Below are 15630 nucleotides of genomic sequence, written 5' to 3' on the forward strand. Positions count from 1 at the left end.
GTCCCGCCGCGCAGAACCCGAAATGAGTGATTCGCCCATGTCTCGCCGCCGCGCCCACATCGCCATGGTCGGCATCCCCGCCGTCAGCCACGTCCTGCCCAGCCTGGAGATCGTCCGCGAGCTGGTGGCCCGCGGCCACCGGGTGACGTACGCCAACGACCCGGCGGTCGCCGACCTGGTCACGGGCACCGGCGCCGAGCTGGTCCCGTGCACCTCGACGCTGCCGGTCGCCGACAACGACTGGCCCGACGACCCCATCGCGGCGATGAGCCTCTTCCTGGACGACGCCGTCCAGGCGCTCCCGCAGCTGCGCGCCGCCTACGACGACGACCCCGCCGACCTCTACCTGTACGACATCGGCGCCTACGCCGCGCGGGCGCTGGCCGAGGCGCAGGGCCGACCCCTGTTGCAGCTGTCGCCGACGTTCGTGGCCTGGAAGGGCTATCAGGAGGAGGTGGCGGCGCAGCTGTGGCGGCTGCCGGGGGCCGACGCCTACCGGGCCAGGTTCGCCGGCTGGCTCGCCGGGTCCGGCGCCACCACCACCGACGTCGACGCCTTCTCCGGCCATCCGCCCCGCGCGCTGGCCCTGATCCCGCGGGCCATGCAGCCGCACGCCGACCAGGTCGACACCGCCACCGTGACCTTCGTCGGCCCCTGCCACGAGCTGCGCGGGCAGGGCGGCTGGACCCGTCCGGGCGACGCCGCGAACGTGCTGCTGATCTCCCTGGGGTCGGCCTACACCCGTCAGCCGGAGTTCTACCGCCGGTGCCTGGCGGCCTTCGGCGACCTGCCCGGCTGGCACGTCGTGCTGCAGATCGGCAAGTACACCGACGTGGGGGAGCTGGGTGAGATCCCGTCCAACGTCGAGGTGCACCCGTGGGTGCCGCAGCGGGCGATCCTCGACCAGGCCGACGCGTTCGTCACCCACGCGGGCATGGGCGGCTGCTGCGAAGGGCTGCTGGCGGGCGTGCCGATGATCGCCGTCCCGCAGGGCGCCGAGCAGTTCGCCAACGCCGACCGGCTCGTGGAGCTGGGCGTGGCCCGCCGCATCGACACCGCCGACGCCACCGCCGAGGCCCTGCGCGCCGCGCTGGCCGAGCTGACCGGCGACCCCGAGGTGGCCCGCCGCCTGACGCGCCTGCAGGCCGAGGCGCGGGCCGAGGGCGGCACCACCCGCGCCGCCGACCTCGTCGAGCAGATGCTCGGCTGAGCCGCCGGGCCGGGCGGCGATGGTGACCGGGTGAAGATCCCGTGGTAGGTACTCTCGGCATGGAGTTCTTCTGCTACCACCGTGACCGTCCCGGATCGGGCCCCCTGCGCGGGGAGTTGGGGGAGGCGCACTGGTCCTACATGGACCGGTACGAAGCGGAGCTGGTCGCCCGCGGCCCGACCTTCGACCGCGACACCGACGCGGCCACCGGCAGCGTGCACATCGTCGACCTGCCCGACCCCGCCGCCGCGCGGGCGTTCGCCTTCGACGAGCCCAACTACCAGGCCGGGGTCTACCGCGACGTGCTGCTCCGCCGCTGGCGCAACGTGCTGGGGCGCACCATGTGGGAGTTCCCCGGCGGCCGGCGGGGCGGCAACCGGTACCTGGTGCTGGGCCTCGGCTCCGGGCAGCCCGCCGACCTCGTCCCGCCGGCCGACGGCGACGAGCTGATCGCGTACGGGCCGCTGCTGTCCGACGACGGCGCCACCTGGGTCGGCACCGCGCTGCTGGTCCGCGCGCCGGACGCGGACGCGGCCCGCGCGGTCCTCACCGCCGACCGCTACGCCGGGATCGAGGTGCACGACTGGGAGTTCGGCGGCCGTCGATGACGACCTGCGGCCACGCGACGGTCAGGGCGGGCAGGGCGAGGCCGGGGAACCCCAGCTGGCGCCCATGACGATGATCGGCGTGACGATTGCCCTCGGGCGGCCGTGCGATCGGCCGCGCGCTCCATGGACGGCTACCACTCGGCGAACGAGCCGTCCCGGTGCCGCCAGACCGGGTTGCGCCAAGCGTGCGACGACGCCTGGCGCACCGCCTTCTCGTCGACCTCGATGCCCAGGCCGGAGGCCGTCGGGCGGTCGAGGTGGCCGTCGGCGAAGGTGAAGACCGAACGGTCCACCAGGTAGTCGAGGAGTTCGCTGCCGTCGTGGTAGCCGATGCCCAGCGACTGCTCCTGGATGAGGAAGTTCGGGGTCGCGAAGTCGATCTGCAGACAGGCGGCCAGAGCGATCGGGCCGAGGGGGCAGTGGGGAGCGAGGGTGACGTCCCAGGTCTCCGCCATCGCGGCGATCCGGCGGACCTCGGAGATGCCCCCGGCGTGCGACAGGTCCGGCTGGATCACCGCCACGCCCGTCGGGAGCACGTCGCGGAAGTCCCAGCGGGAGAACAGGCGCTCGCCGGTCGCGATGGGAATCGAGGTGGACTCCACCACGCGTCGCAGGTCGCGGGAGAACTCCGGGAGCACCGGCTCTTCGGCGAACAAGGGGGACAGCGGCTCAAGCAGCGGCAGCACCTTGCGCGCGGCCGCCGACGTGAAGCGGCCGTGCAGGTCGACGGCCAGGTCGACGCCGTCGCCCACCGCATCGCGCACCGCCGCGAAGCGGGCCACGATCCGGCTGGTGAGGGCCGGTGACGGGATCGGCGGCAGCCGGCCCTCCCAGGCGGCGAACTTCAGCGTGTCGAAGCCCGCCTCCACCCGGGCCACGGCGTTCTCGGCCAGTTCCGCGTCCGTGTCGCCGTGCGCCCACGTGTAGACCTTGGCCTGATCGCGCACCGGGCCGCCGAGCAGGTCGTAGACCGGCACGCCGAGAGCCTTGCCCTTGATGTCCCACAACGCCTGGTCGATCCCGGCGACCGCGCTGGACAGCATCGGGCCGCCCCGGTAGAAGCCGCCCTTCGACATCACCTGCCAGTGGTCCTCGATGCGGCCGGGGTCGGCGCCGGCCAGCGCCTCCATCAGCGTGTTCACGCAGGCGGCGACCGTCTCGGCGCGGCCCTCGACGATGGGCTCGCCCCAGCCGCTGACACCCTCGTCGGTGTCGACGCGCAGGAACATCCAGCGCGGGGTGACGATGAAGAGCTCGAAGCCGATGATCTTCACTGGAACACCTCGGGGTTGTCGCCGTGCAGGTTCCGGTGGAACGGGTCGCCCGGACCGATCTCGCCGGAACGCACCGGCTGCCCGGTGAGCGCCGACTTGTACATCGCCGTGATCAGCTCCAGCGCCCTGCGGCCGTCCTGGCCGCTGCCGCGTGGCCGCCGTCCGGCCCGCAGGTCGGCGATCAGGCCCCGGAGCTGGGCCAGGTGGGAGCTGGGCACATCGTCGGGCGGCGGCCAGTCGAGACCGGTCACGCCGGGGGCGGGGGTGATAGTCCAGTTCTCGTTGGCGTAGCCGTACAGGTGGGTGAGCTCCAGGGTGGCGGCGGCCAGATCGACGCGCAGGTGGCTGACCTGGCGCGGCGCCAGCGACGTGCTGACGACCGTGGCCAGCGCGCCGGAGTCGAAGCGGACCAGCGCCGTCGTCACGTCGTCGGTCCGCACGTCGCGGGCGAGCCTGGCGGCCATGCCGCGCACCTCGCTCCAGTCGCCGAGCAGTTCGAGCATGAGGTCGATCTGGTGGATGCCGAGGCCCATGGCGGGGCCGCCGCCCTCGGTCTCCCACCGGCCGCGCCACGGGACCGCGTAGTAGCCGGGGTCGCGGAACCAGGTGGTCTGGCAGTGCGCGACGTACGGCCGGCCGAGTGCGCCGCCGGAGATCAGCGCGCGGGCGTGCTGCGCGGCCGAGCCGAAACGCTGCTGGTAGATGACCGCGGCGTACGGGCCGCCGGCCCGCTCGGCCGTGGTGATCTCGTCGTACTCCGCCAGCGACAGGCACGGCGGCTTCTCGCACCACGCCCACGCGCCCGCGCGCAGCGCGGCGACCACCTGGTCGCGGTGGAGCGCGGGCGGGCTGGCGATGTCGACGAGGTCGGGGCGCAGGTCCCGCAGCGTCGCGGTGAGGTCGTCCGAGGCGTACGGCACGGCCCACCGGTCGGCGAACGACCTGGCCGCCTCGACGGTGGCGTCGACGACCGCGACAACCTCGATATCGGCCGACATTTCGCGAAAAGCCGGCATGTGGGTGGAGTCGGCGATCTGACCGCCGCCCACCAGGACGACGCGAAGAGGGGAAGGCATGGGGGGTACCTCGGGAGGTTCAGGCGGTTTGGGCGGAGACCACGCGCAGATAGGCGGAAGCCGACTCGCGGGTGCGGATCTCGATCGGCAGCACCACGTGCTCGACCTCCGACGCCGTCTCGGGATGGTCGATGCGCTCGGCCAGCAGCCGCATCGCCCGCTCGCCCATCTCCCGCGACGGCAGGCGGGCGGCGGCGACCGTCAGCGGCAGCAGGTCGAACGGCCCCGCGTCGTCCATGCCGGCCAGTTCGACCTGGCCGGGCACCTCGACGCCCATCGCGGTGAGGTCGGAGGCCGCGTGCGCCAGCACGAACCCGTTGGCGCACAGCAGCACCGTCGGCGGCTCGCGCCGGTCGAGCAGCCCGGCCAGCATCTCCCGCCGCCGGTCCTCCGGCAGCCGCAGGTAGGTCTTGAGCGCGGTCAGCTCCGGCGAGACCGGCAGCCCGTGCTCGCGCAGCGACTGCACGTGCCCGGTGAGGCGCTCCTGCACGGAGGTGCACTCGGTGGCGTCCCACAGCGCGGTGATGCGCCGGTGCCCCTGCCCGATGAGGTACTCGGTGAGCCGGTAGCCGATGGCGAAGTTGTCGAAGAGCACCGCGTCGGTCGGGGACTCGGGGTGGTAGCGGTCGACCATGACCAGCGGGACACGCCGCCGTCTCAGCTCGGCCAGGGCGGGGGAGTCGTGGTGGGCGTCGACCGAGTACAGCGCGACGCCGCTGGCCTGGGTGTCGAGCGCCTGACGCAGCGCCTTCTCCTGGGCGGCCGGTGAGCCCTTGGTGTTGGACAGGAACATCCGGTAGCCGAGTTCGGCGCAGACCGACTCGATGCCGTCGATCACGTCGGAGTTGTGCGGCCCGTGCCCGTGCATGATGTAGGCGATGGAACGCTCCCGCGTCGACTCGGCCGGGACGGGCCGGTCGGCCACGAACGTGCCGCGCCCGCGCCGGCGTACCAGGTAGCCCTCGGTGACCAGCTCGTTGAGCGCGCGCACCGCGGTGGTGGTGCTCACTCCGAACCGTTCGCAGACCTCGCGCTGGCTGATGAACGGCTCGTCCTGCACGTACTCACCGCGCGAGATCGCCGCGACCAGATCCCGCTTGACCTGCTGGTAGAGCGGCTCCTGGCTGTCGGACGATTCGTTCATCCTGCCCCCATCCGTCCCATTCGTGATCGTTGACACGTTAACACGCTAAGACTAACGTCGGGCCGCATTCGGCGAAAGGACACCCAGCGGTGACACCCGAGGAGTTCCTGAAGGTTCAGGACGAGCGCTACGACCCCGAACACCGGCTGCCGTGGCAGCTGTCACGCAGCAACGGATACCACACGACGATCCCGGCCGGCACCCGCGTGCACGACACCCGCGCCTCCACCGACTACGCGATCGCGTTGTTGCAGGCAGGCCGCCTCGACCGGGCCAAGGACGTGCTCGGCGCGATCGTCGGCCTGCAGGAGCGCGACCCGCTCGACGACCACTACGGCATCTGGGGCTACTTCATGGAGGAGCCGCCCCAGGCCATGGCGCCCGCCGACTGGAACTGGGCCGACTTCATCGGCGTACGGCTGGCCCAGGTGCTGGCCGCGCACGGGGACGTCCTCGACGGCCGGATCGCCGAGGCGCTGCGCCACGCGGCCCTGTCCATCTTCCGGCGCAACGTCGGCCCGCGCTACACCAACATCGCCCTGCTCGGCTCCGTCACCTGCGCGAGCGCCGGCGAGCTGCTCGGCACGCCCGAGTTCCTCGCCTACGGCAGGCGCAAGCTCACCGCGATGCTGGAACGCGACGCCTTCGCCGAGTACAACTCGCCCGCCTACAGCCCGTTCCTGCTGGAGATCTGCGAACGCGCCCACGTGGTGGTCCGCGACCAGGGGTTCCTGGAGCAGATCGAGGTCATGCGGGAACGCGTCTGGGCGGCGCTCGCCGAGCGCTTCCACCCGGGCACCGGGCAGCTCGCCGGGCCGCACGCCCGCGCGTACACCGACTGGCTCAGCGAGGAGTTGACGTGTTATCTCGCCGCCCAGACGGGAGCGCCGATCGAGCCGCGCCCCGGCGTCGGGATCCGTGACGACACCCCGCGCTTGGTGCCCACGCTGCCCTGCCCGCCGCGTCTGGCCGGGCGCTTCGCCCGGCTGCCCGAGCCCGAGGTGCAGGTCAGGACCGTCTTCGACGGCCAGACCACCGGCACCACCTGGCTCGGCGAGGACGCCACGCTGGGCACGGTCAACGAGGAGTTCGCCTGGGTGCAGCGCAGGCCGCTGCTCGGCTACTGGCGCACGCCCGAGGACCCGGCCGTGGTGCTGCGCGCCCGGATCATGCACAACGGCCACGACCTGACCGCCGCGTGGTGCCGTCAGGCACAGGACGGACCCAGGGCGCTGGCCGGATGGTGGCTCACCTACGACTCCGGCGACTTCCACCCGAACCTCGACAAGCCAGAAGGCAGCGTCTTCGACATGGGCGACCTGCGGCTGCGCGTCACGCTGCGCGGCCGGGGCGTGCGGGGCCGCGAGCTGGGCGACGGCGTCTTCGAGCTCGCCGCCGGAAGGCGCCGGGCGGTCGTGCACACGGGCGCGGCCGCCTTCCTCGGCGAGCCCGCCACCTGGGCCCTGACGACCGCCGAGGACGAGGTCGCCGTCGAGGCGGTGCTCTACAGCGGGCCGCGCCGGCCGGTCGACTTCCACCACGCGGTCCTGCGCGCCGGGTTCGCCGTGGAACTGCTCGCGGAAGGCGCGGAACCCACCGCGCAGGCGCTGCTCAGCGCCGTGGGGGAGGAGGAGGTCCGCTGGTCGTGGGGCGGCCTGGAGGTCGCCGTGCCCGCCCGTCCCACCCGCTTCTGAAAGGCGCGTCCCCGCATGCAGGAAACGCAGGCCCCCTGGCCGTCCAGGGACGGGCTGACGATCACGCGCGTGCGTGCCGTCGTCACGGCGCCCGAGGGCATCCCGCTGGTCGTGGTCAGGATCGACACCTCCGACGACGGCCTGCACGGCCTCGGCTGCGCCACCTTCACCCAGCGCTTCCACGCCGTCGCCGCGACCGTGGACGAGCACGTGGGCCCGATGCTGATCGGCCGCCATCCGGCCGACATCGAGGACATCACCCGCATGATCCACCTGTCGTCCTACTGGCGCGGCGGACCGGTGCTGAACAACGCGCTGTCCGGCGTCGACATGGCGCTGTGGGACATCGCGGGCAAGCGCGCCGGCATGCCCGTGTACGAGCTGCTCGGCGGCCGGGTGCGCGCGGCGGCGCCCGTCTACCTGCACGCCGAGGGCGCCGCCGTCGAGGGCACGCTGGAGCACGCCCAGCGGCTCATGGCCGCCGGATATCGCCACGTCAGGCTGCAGACCGGGCAACCGGGGCTGGGCGGCTACGGCGCGCCCGGCAGGGCGAACGCCTACCCGGACGCGCCGCATCCCGACGGCTGGGACGTCAGGCACTACCTGCGCACCACCCCCGCCCTGTTCGACCGGGCCCGCGAGGTCCTGGGCGAGGACGTCGAGCTGCTGCACGACGTGCACAGCCGGCTCACCCCGAAGGAGGCGATCCTGCTGGCCAGGTCGCTGGAGCCGTACCGGCTGTTCTTCCTGGAGGACGTGGTCGCGCCCGAGCACTACGACCGGCTGCCCGAGGTGCGGGCGGCCTCGCCCGCGCCCATCGCGGTCGGCGAGCTGCTCGTCTCGGTGCCCGACGCGGCCAGGCTGATCCTGGGCGGCGGCGTCGACCTGCTGCGCTGCCACGTCTCGGCCATCGGCGGGCTGACCCCGGCGCGCAAGCTGGCCGCGCTCTGCGAGCTGACCGGGGTGCGCACGGCCTGGCACTCCCCGGGCGACGTCTCGCCCGTCGGCGTGGCGGCGAACCTGGCGCTGGACGTCACCACGCCCGCGTTCGGCATCCAGGAGGGCCACGTCTACCCCGACAGCGTGTGCGAGGTGTTCCCCGGCACGCTCAATCCCGTCCGAGGTCACCTGCGTCCCGCGGACCTGCCCGGCTGGGGCATCGAGCTGGACGAGAAGCTGGCCGCCGCGTACCCGCCGGTCACGCACCTGCACGAGCGGTGGGCCGCGCGGGTCCGCCGCCCCGACGGCGGCATAGAGCCACCCTAGTTGACGCGTTAACTCGTGGCATTTCGTGCGCGTTACCATCCCGTGCTTTACACGTTAACGCGTCATATATAGCGTTCGACTCGACTCGCCCCCCGGCATGAACTTGGAGTCCCGATGAACACGTACATGGCTAGAGGAGCCGCGGGTCTGCTGCTCCTGGCCGCGGTCGCGGCGTGCGGCGGCGGGCAGGACGGCACGTCCGGCGGCAAGACCGAGATCACCGTCTCCGGCATGCCGCCCAGCACCCAGCCGGAGAGCCAGAAGAACTTCCTGGCCCAGGTCGCCGAGTTCGAGAAGGCCAACCCGACCATCAAGGTCAAGCCGACCGAGACGCAGTACGACGTCAAGACGTTCGCGGCGCGCCTGGCCGCGGGCCAGCTGGAGACGGTCTTCCGCGTCCCGCTGACCGACCCGCAGGCCATGATCAGGCGCGGCCAGGTCGCCGACCTCACCGCGGACCTGAAGCTGCTCGCCAAGTCCGACTTCGACAAGCGCATCCTGGCCCCGAGCAGCACCCCGGACGGCAAGATCTACGGCCTGCCCACCGAGGCGTACGCCGCCGGCCTCGTCTACAACCGTGAACTGTTCACCAAGGCCGGGCTCGATCCCGACAAGCCCCCCACCACCTGGGACGAGGTGCGGGCCGCCGCCAAGACGATCAGCGACAGGACCGGGGTGCCCGGCTTCGGCATGCACGCCACCGCCAACACCGGCGGCTGGATGCTCACGACCATGACCTACTCCTACGGCGGCCGGATGGAGAGGGAGGAGGGCGGCAAGGTCGTCCCCGCCTTCGACGACGCCCCCACCAGGCAGGCCCTCGCCCTGCTCAAGGCGATGCGCTGGGACGACCGCTCGATGGGCACCCAGCACCTGCGCAACCAGGACGACCTGCTGCGTGACTTCGCCGCCGGCAAGGTCGCGATGATGATGGGCGCGCCCAACCTCTACGGCAGTTACGTCGCCAAGTTCAACGGCAAGCCCGAGGTGTACGGCCAGACCACGCTGCCGTCCGGGTCGGGCAAGGGCACGCTGCTGGGCGGCACGGTCGCCGTCGTCAGCCCGAAGGCCACGCCCGAGCAGCGCCGGGCGGCGGTCAAGTGGATCGACGCCGTCTACCTGCGGCCCAAGTACGACCCGGCCCTGGCCACCGAGCGGGCCGAGAAGAAGAAGGCCGACGGTCTCGTGGCCGCCGTGCCGCAGCTGCCGTTCTTCGCCCCCGCGGTCTCCGACCCGGTGATGGCCGCGGAGAAGGCCGTCTCCAACGTCGACTGGGAGCACTTCGCCACCTACAACGAGGGCGTGAAGGCGCAGGAGTTCATCTCCGAGCCGCCCGTCGCCGGCCAGGAGCTCTACGCCGCGCTCGACACGGTCGTCCAGGCGGTGCTGACCCGCCAGGACGCCGACCCGGCGGCAGAGATCACCAAGGCCGTCGAGAAGGTGAAGCCGATCCTGGACAGGTCGCAGCAGTGACGGCGCTGGCCGAGCAGGCGGACGCGGCGGTCACCACGCCGCGCCCGCCCCGGCGGCGCCGGGCCCGGCACCCCTACGCGGTGGCCTCGGTGTTGTTCCTCGCGCCGCTGGTGCTCGTGTTCGCGGTGTTCTCCTGGTGGCCGATCCTGCAGAGCGCCATGCTCGCCTTCCAGCGCACCAACCTGGTCGAGGCGGCGAGCTGGGTCGGCTGGCAGAACTTCGCCAACCTGTTCGCCGATCCGCTGCTCGGCAAGGCCGCGCTGAACACGCTCTGGTTCACCGTCCTCGCCCTGATCCTCGGCTTCCCCGTGCCGGTCTTCCTCGCGGTGGTCATGTCGGAGCTGCGCAAGGGCGGCGGCCTGTTCCGCGTGCTGGTCTACCTGCCGGTGGCGGTGCCGCCGGTCGTGGCGATCATGATGTGGAAGTTCTTCTACAACAGCGACTACGGCCTGCTCAACGGCCTGCTCGGGCTCGTCGGCCTGGGCCCGTTCCCGTGGCTGCAGGACACGCAGTGGGCGATGCCCTCGCTGGTGCTGGAGGCCACCTGGGCGGGCGCGGGCGGCACCGTGCTGATCTACATCGCGGCGCTGACCAGCGTCCCCAGGGAGCTGTACGAGGCGGCCGAGAGCGACGGCGCGTCGATCCGGCGGCGCGTGTGGCACATCACGCTGCCCCAGTTGCGCGGCGTGCTGCTGCTCATGCTGCTGCTGCAGGTCATCGGCACCTTCCAGGTCTTCACCGAGCCGTTCGTCATGACCGACGGCGGCCCCGAGGACGCGACGGTGACCGTCCTGCTGCTCATCTACCGGTACGCCTTCGTCTACGGCGACTACGGCATGGCCGGCGCTCTGTCGGTGCTGCTGGCGGTCGTGCTCGGCCTGCTGTCGGCGGTGTACCTGCGCATGACGAAGGCTTGGAGCACGACATGAGCGGACTCATCTCCGATTCCGACCGCAAGAAGCGCGGCGTACGCGCGGTGCTCGGCTCGACCCAGTTCGCCGTCTTCCTCGGCGTGCTCGTCGCCGGGCTCGGCCCGATCCTGTGGACGGTCAAGGGGGCGATCTCCCCGACGCGGGAACTGCTCACCGACCCGCTGCGCCTCTACCCGGCCGCCCCCGACTGGTCGCTGCTCGCCGAGGCCTGGAGCAGGCTGCGCATCGGCCACTTCATGCTCAACACGGTCGTCCTGGCCGGAGGGTCGTGGCTGGCGCAGATCGTCGTGTCGGTCATGGGCGCGTACGCGCTGTCGGTGCTTCGGCCGCGCTACGGCAAGTACGTCTACGGCGCGATCCTGGCGACGCTGTTCCTGCCGGGCAGCGTGTCGCTCGTCGCGCTCTATCTGACGGTGCTCGACGTGGGCATCGCCGACACCACGTGGGCGGTGTGGCTGCCGCACGCCGCGCACGCCTTCACCGTCCTGCTGATGAAACGTTTCTTCGACGGGATCCCGCGCGAGCTGTTCGGCGCGGCCCAGGTCGACGGCGCCGGCCCGTGGCGGATGTTCTGGTACATCGTGCTGCCCATGTCGAAGCCCGTCCTGGCCGTGACGTCCCTGCTGACGATCATGGGTGCCTGGAAGGACTTCCTGTGGCCCATGGTGGCCATCTCCGACGGCGAGCTGCACCCGATCTCGGTGGCGCTGCCCAGGCTGGCGGAGTTCGCCGAGGAGAACATGGTCATCGCCGGCATGTTCATGGCGTTGATGCCGCCCGTGCTCGTCTTCATCGTCTTCCAGAAGTACATCGTGCGCGGCGTGGGGTTCACGGGGGTCAAGGGTTGATGCTCAGCAGAGTGCTCGTCACCGGCGCCGCCGGGCTGATCGGCCGGGCCGTCCTCGCGCGCTGCGCGGCCGAGGACGTGCCGGTGACCGCGCTGGTCCTGGAGGATCCGGGCGACCTCAAGGCCGACCGCGTCGTCGTGGGCGACGCGGGCGACCCCGAGGTCGTACGGCGGGCGCTGGACGGCGTCGACGCCGTGGTCCACCTGGCGGCCATCCCCAGCCCCAACGACAACCCCCCGCAGGAGGTCTACCTCAACAACACCGGCGCCACGTTCGCGGTGCTCGACGAGGCGGGCCGGGCCGGGGTGCGCCGGGCGGTCATCGCCAGCAGCCTCAGCGTGCTCGGCATGCCGTTCTCCCCGCACCGCCTGGAACCGGCCTACCTGCCCGTCGACGAGGCGCACCCGCTGCTGGCCGCCGACCCGTACGCGCTGTCGAAGGAGGCCGACGAGTCCACCGCGCGCATGATCCACCGGCTGCACGGCATGACGGTGGTGGCGCTGCGCTTCCCGTTCGTCGGCGGCCCCGAGGACCGGCTGCCCGAGCGGGCCGCCGAGTTCGCCGCCGAGCCGGCCAGGGGAGTCGCCGACCTGTGGGCCTACCTGGACTCCCGGGACGCGGCCACCGCCTGCTGGCTCGGCGTCACCCGGCCGATCGACGGCTCCCACGTGCTGTTCGTGGCCGCCCCCGACACCATCGTCCCGCTGCCCACCGAGGAACTCGTCCATCACTTCCTGCCCCGTTCCCCGCTGCGCGCGGCCCTGCCCGGCCGGGCCGTGCCGATCGACGTGACCAAGGCCCGCCGAGTCCTCGGCTTCGAGGCGGAGCACCTGTACCGGTTCTGACGAACGGAGAGGATCCACCCCCCATGAGATCCCGCATCCATCTCTGGTTACGTACCGTCATCACCTCCCTGCTGATCGTCCCGTTCCTGGCCGTGCCGTCCCTCGCGGCCACCGACGTCGACCAGGTCGTGGGCGACTTCGAGTACGGCACGCAGGGCTGGGCCCTGGGGCTCGGCCCGGAGTTCCCCGGCGCCAAGGGCGCCCTCACCAGCGACGCGGCCGACGCGAGGACCGGAGCGCGCTCGGCCCTGCTGACCGCCGACCTCACCGCCGGCGGCAAGTACGTCGAGGCCGGGTACGCCACGGCCGCCGACCTCAAGGCGCTGTCGCTCTGGGCGCGCTCGCCCGCGCTGCCCACGGTGACGCTCCGGCTGGTGGACAGCACCGGGCAGACCCACCAGCAGCGGCTGCCGCTGGCCGCGGGCGGCGGCTGGCAGCGGCTCACCGTCACCTCCTTCACCGCCGGGCAGTCCTACCAGCACTTCGGCGGGGCCGGCGACGGCGTCTGGCACGGGCCGGCCAAGCGGGTGGCGTTCCTCGTCGAGCGCACCGGGCAGCTCAGGCTCGACGGGGTCACGATCACCGCGCCCGCCCCCGACCTCGCCCTGGGGCAGCGGGCCGTGGGCAACGTGTTCGTGCAGCCCGCCCAGCCCTCGTTCGACGTGACGAGCCGGGGCGACGCGCTGACCTGGACCGTACGCGACCTGTCCGGCGTCCAGGTGGCCGCGGGCGGCGGAACTCCCGGGACGCTGGCCGTACCGGTCGCCAGGCCGGGGCACTACCGGCTCAGCGTGACCGCGACCGCGGCCGGGACGGCGATCGCCACCAAGGAGACCGCGTTCGCCGTGCTCACGCCCTTCACCGCGACGGGCGACTCCCCGTTCGGCGTGGCCGGGCACTTCACCCGGGCAGACTGGGGCGCTCCCGGCGGCGACCTGCTGGAACTGGCCGTCAAGGCCGGGGTGCGCACCGTGCGCGACGACGCGTTCTGGGAGTCGATCGAGAAGACCGAGGGCGTCTACGAGTACGGGCGCTACGACCCGCTGCACGCCACGCTCGACGCCAAGGACATGCGCTGGCTGGCGATCGCCGCGTACACCAACCCCCACCACGACGGGAACGCCACGCCGTACACCGACGCGGGCCGCGCCGCCTACGCCGCGTACGCCTCGGCGTTGATCGGCAGGTACGACCTGCCGTGGATCGAGGTCTACAACGAGTTCAACATCGGCTTCGGCGACCGCGGCAACGGCCCGGCCGACTCGCGCGCCGACTACTACTTCCCGCTGCTGAAGGCCACCTACGAAAAGGTCAAGGCCGACCACCCGCAGGTCACGGTCGTCGGCCCGGCCTCCGCCGGCGTGCCGCTCGCCTGGCTGGAGGAGCTGTTCAAGCTCGGCGCCCTAAAGTACCTCGACGCCGTCTCCATCCACCCCTACGTCTATCCGGGCACCCCCGAGTCGGCCGCCAAGAGCATCGACGACCTCGACGCGCTGGTCAGGAAGTACAACAACGGCCGGTCCAAGCCCATCTGGATCACCGAGCAGGGCTGGCCCACCCACACCGACGCGCGCGGCGTCACCGAGGCCGTCCAGGCCGCCTACGTGGTCCGCGCCCACGTGACGGCGCTGGCCAAGGGCGTGCAGCGGTTCTTCTGGTACGACTTCATGAACGACGGCACCGACCCGGCGCTCAACGAGGACAACTTCGGCCTGGTGCGCAACACCGCCGACGCCTCCGGCCGGTGGACGCCCAAACCCGGCTACGTCGCCTACGCCGCCATGACCAGGCAGCTCACCGGGGCCGCCCATGTCAGGCAGGAGGCCGAGGGCCGCCAGCTCTTCCGCAAGGACGGCCGCGACCTGCGCGTCCTGTGGTCGGCCCGGCCCGCGACCGTCTCGCTGCGCACCGACGCCCCGCTCACCGTCACCGACCTGGCCGGCGCGAGCGAGGTGCTGCGCCCGCTCGGCGGCCGCGTCACGCTCTCGCTGTCCGGCGACCCGATCTACGTGCGCGGTGACGCCGTGCTGGAGGACGCCGCCCGCTACACGGTCACCGGCGGCGGCGGCGTGGTCGGCGAGGGGATCGAGCTGAAGCTGGCCGTGGACGCCACGCGCGGCCCCGCCGTACGAGGCAGCTTCGCCGTCGGCGACGTCGAGGTGCCGGTGTCGGTGCGCGGCGGGCGCAGGGCCGAGATCCCGGTGTCGCTGCCCGCAGTGACCCGCACCGGCCCGCTCGACCTGGTCGGCCGCCTGAAGATCCACGGGAGGCCGGTCGCCAGGCTCGGCTCGCGGGTCGAGGTGACGCCGCCGTTCGTGATCAGCGCCAGGCACGTGCTGCCGGACGACCTGGCGATCACCGTGCGCAACCTGTCGGCCAGGGAACTCGCCCCCGGCGACATGGGCTGGACCTTCGGCGCTCGCACCGGCACGCTGCCGATCGCCGGGACCGTGCCCGCGGGCGGCTCGCGCACCGAGCGCCTTCCGCTGGCCGACCTGCCCGCCGGGCCGTACGAGCTGCGGCTGGACGCCGTCGCGGGCGTCGGCGTCACCGGCCGGGTGGCCCGCGTCGCCGACGGCGCGCTCAACCGGGCCGGCCGCGCCACGATCACCGTCGACGGCGTGCCCGACGACCTGACCGGCCGCCCGGCCGTCGACCTCGCCGACGGCACCGTCAAGATCCCCTCGTACGGCGGGTCGGACGACCTCAGCGGCACCCTCCACGTCACCTGGGACGCCGACCGCTTCTACCTCAGCGCCAGGATCCACGACGACGTCCACACCCAGACCAGCACCGGAGCCGACATCTGGCAGGGCGACTCCCTGCAGTTCGCCGTCGCCGCCGGACTGCCCGGCGAGACGCGCACCTGGTCCGAGCTCGGCCTCGCGCTGACCGCCCAGGGCCCGCAGTTCCACCGCTGGCTCGGCGACGGACCGGAACCCGAGGCCAAGGTCGCCGTCACCCGGGACGAGACGGCCGAGGAGACCGTCTACGAGTTGTCGCTGCCCTGGGCGGCACTCGCCCCCCTCACCCCGCAGGACGGCCTGTTCAGCCTGTCCGTCGTCGCCAACGACAACGACGGGACCGGCCGCGAGGGCTGGATCGAATGGGGTTCCGGCATCGCCGGGACGAAGAACCCCGCCCTCTTCCGCCCCGCCCGCTTCATCGGGCAGTAGACGAAACCCCCCTTGCCCCGCACCTCACCCTGCCCGCCGGGACCCGCACCGGTCTTCGCGCGGGGCCCGATCACGAGCGTCACC

12 protein-coding genes are annotated in these 15630 nt (G+C 72.5%); 9 read left to right on the top strand and 3 right to left on the bottom strand.

Annotated features, from left to right (window positions below; translation table 11 throughout):
- The first annotated feature begins 37 nt into the window (after positions 1-37).
- Together AB0C33_RS43955 and AB0C33_RS43960 are read left to right on the top strand one after the other, a co-directional pair.
- Entirely contained in the window at positions 38-1210 is a 1173-nt protein-coding gene (locus AB0C33_RS43955; protein WP_358299366.1) for a macrolide family glycosyltransferase, read from the top strand.
- Between the two features lie 41 nt (positions 1211-1251).
- On the top strand, positions 1252-1818 hold the full coding sequence (locus AB0C33_RS43960; protein WP_358299368.1) for a YciI family protein: 567 nt from the start codon (positions 1252-1254) through the stop codon (positions 1816-1818).
- Between the two features lie 131 nt (positions 1819-1949).
- On the opposite strand, the gene dgoD is transcribed toward AB0C33_RS43960, so the two are convergent.
- From dgoD to AB0C33_RS43975, 3 genes are read right to left on the bottom strand one after another with little or no spacing between them, the layout of a single operon-like run.
- Complete coding sequence (gene dgoD / locus AB0C33_RS43965) at positions 1950-3092, bottom strand: galactonate dehydratase (RefSeq protein WP_358299370.1); 1143 nt, start codon at positions 3090-3092, stop codon at positions 1950-1952.
- The gene (locus AB0C33_RS43970) at positions 3089-4168 is read right to left on the bottom strand and encodes a Gfo/Idh/MocA family oxidoreductase (RefSeq protein WP_358299372.1); all 1080 of its coding nucleotides are present in this window, start codon (positions 4166-4168) and stop codon (positions 3089-3091) included. Before AB0C33_RS43970 ends, dgoD begins: the two co-directional genes overlap by 4 nt.
- Positions 4169-4187: 19 nt before the next feature.
- Complete coding sequence (locus tag AB0C33_RS43975; RefSeq protein ID WP_358299374.1) at positions 4188-5312, bottom strand: GntR family transcriptional regulator; 1125 nt, start codon at positions 5310-5312, stop codon at positions 4188-4190.
- A gap of 89 nt (positions 5313-5401) precedes the next feature.
- Between AB0C33_RS43975 and AB0C33_RS43980 the strand changes: the two genes are divergently transcribed.
- From AB0C33_RS43980 to AB0C33_RS44010, 7 genes are all read left to right on the top strand, one after another.
- Positions 5402-7006: a hypothetical protein gene (locus AB0C33_RS43980; protein ID WP_358299377.1), complete on the top strand. Its 1605-nt coding sequence runs from the start codon at positions 5402-5404 to the stop codon at positions 7004-7006.
- A 15-nt stretch (positions 7007-7021) separates the two neighbouring features.
- Positions 7022-8272: an enolase C-terminal domain-like protein gene (locus AB0C33_RS43985; protein WP_358299380.1), complete on the top strand. Its 1251-nt coding sequence runs from the start codon at positions 7022-7024 to the stop codon at positions 8270-8272.
- Positions 8273-8386: 114 nt separating this feature from the next.
- Positions 8387-9745, top strand: coding sequence for an extracellular solute-binding protein (locus AB0C33_RS43990; protein ID WP_358299383.1), 1359 nt, complete (start codon positions 8387-8389; stop codon positions 9743-9745).
- Complete coding sequence (locus tag AB0C33_RS43995; RefSeq protein ID WP_358299386.1) at positions 9742-10674, top strand: sugar ABC transporter permease; 933 nt, start codon at positions 9742-9744, stop codon at positions 10672-10674. Before AB0C33_RS43990 ends, AB0C33_RS43995 begins: the two co-directional genes overlap by 4 nt.
- Entirely contained in the window at positions 10671-11525 is an 855-nt protein-coding gene (locus tag AB0C33_RS44000) for a carbohydrate ABC transporter permease (protein ID WP_358299389.1), read from the top strand. The genes AB0C33_RS43995 and AB0C33_RS44000 overlap by 4 nt, the downstream gene beginning before the upstream one ends.
- Complete coding sequence (locus AB0C33_RS44005; RefSeq protein WP_358299392.1) at positions 11525-12370, top strand: NAD(P)-dependent oxidoreductase; 846 nt, start codon at positions 11525-11527, stop codon at positions 12368-12370. The genes AB0C33_RS44000 and AB0C33_RS44005 overlap by 1 nt, the downstream gene beginning before the upstream one ends.
- A 23-nt stretch (positions 12371-12393) precedes the next feature.
- Positions 12394-15546 carry a sugar-binding protein gene (locus AB0C33_RS44010; RefSeq protein WP_358299395.1) on the top strand — a complete coding sequence of 1051 codons (3153 nt, stop codon included), beginning with the start codon at positions 12394-12396 and terminating at the stop codon, positions 15544-15546.
- Positions 15547-15630: the final 84 nt, after the last annotated feature.

The organism is Nonomuraea sp. NPDC048881, from assembly GCF_040649795.1.
In the GTDB taxonomy this organism is placed as follows: Bacteria; Actinomycetota; Actinomycetes; order Streptosporangiales; family Streptosporangiaceae; genus Nonomuraea.

What these genes read in the sequence shown, in the direction of transcription:
- AB0C33_RS43990 (WP_358299383.1), top strand. Translation starts at nt 8,387, where the DNA reads ATGAACACGTACATGGCTAGAGGAGCCGCGGGTCTGCTGCTCCTGGCC.
- AB0C33_RS43975 (WP_358299374.1), bottom strand. Translation starts at nt 5,312, where the DNA reads ATGAACGAATCGTCCGACAGCCAGGAGCCGCTCTACCAGCAGGTCAAG.
- AB0C33_RS44010 (WP_358299395.1), top strand. Translation starts at nt 12,394, where the DNA reads ATGAGATCCCGCATCCATCTCTGGTTACGTACCGTCATCACCTCCCTG.
- AB0C33_RS43985 (WP_358299380.1), top strand. Translation starts at nt 7,022, where the DNA reads ATGCAGGAAACGCAGGCCCCCTGGCCGTCCAGGGACGGGCTGACGATC.
- AB0C33_RS44005 (WP_358299392.1), top strand. Translation starts at nt 11,525, where the DNA reads ATGCTCAGCAGAGTGCTCGTCACCGGCGCCGCCGGGCTGATCGGCCGG.
- AB0C33_RS43955 (WP_358299366.1), top strand. Translation starts at nt 38, where the DNA reads ATGTCTCGCCGCCGCGCCCACATCGCCATGGTCGGCATCCCCGCCGTC.
- AB0C33_RS43970 (WP_358299372.1), bottom strand. Translation starts at nt 4,168, where the DNA reads ATGCCTTCCCCTCTTCGCGTCGTCCTGGTGGGCGGCGGTCAGATCGCC.
- AB0C33_RS44000 (WP_358299389.1), top strand. Translation starts at nt 10,671, where the DNA reads ATGAGCGGACTCATCTCCGATTCCGACCGCAAGAAGCGCGGCGTACGC.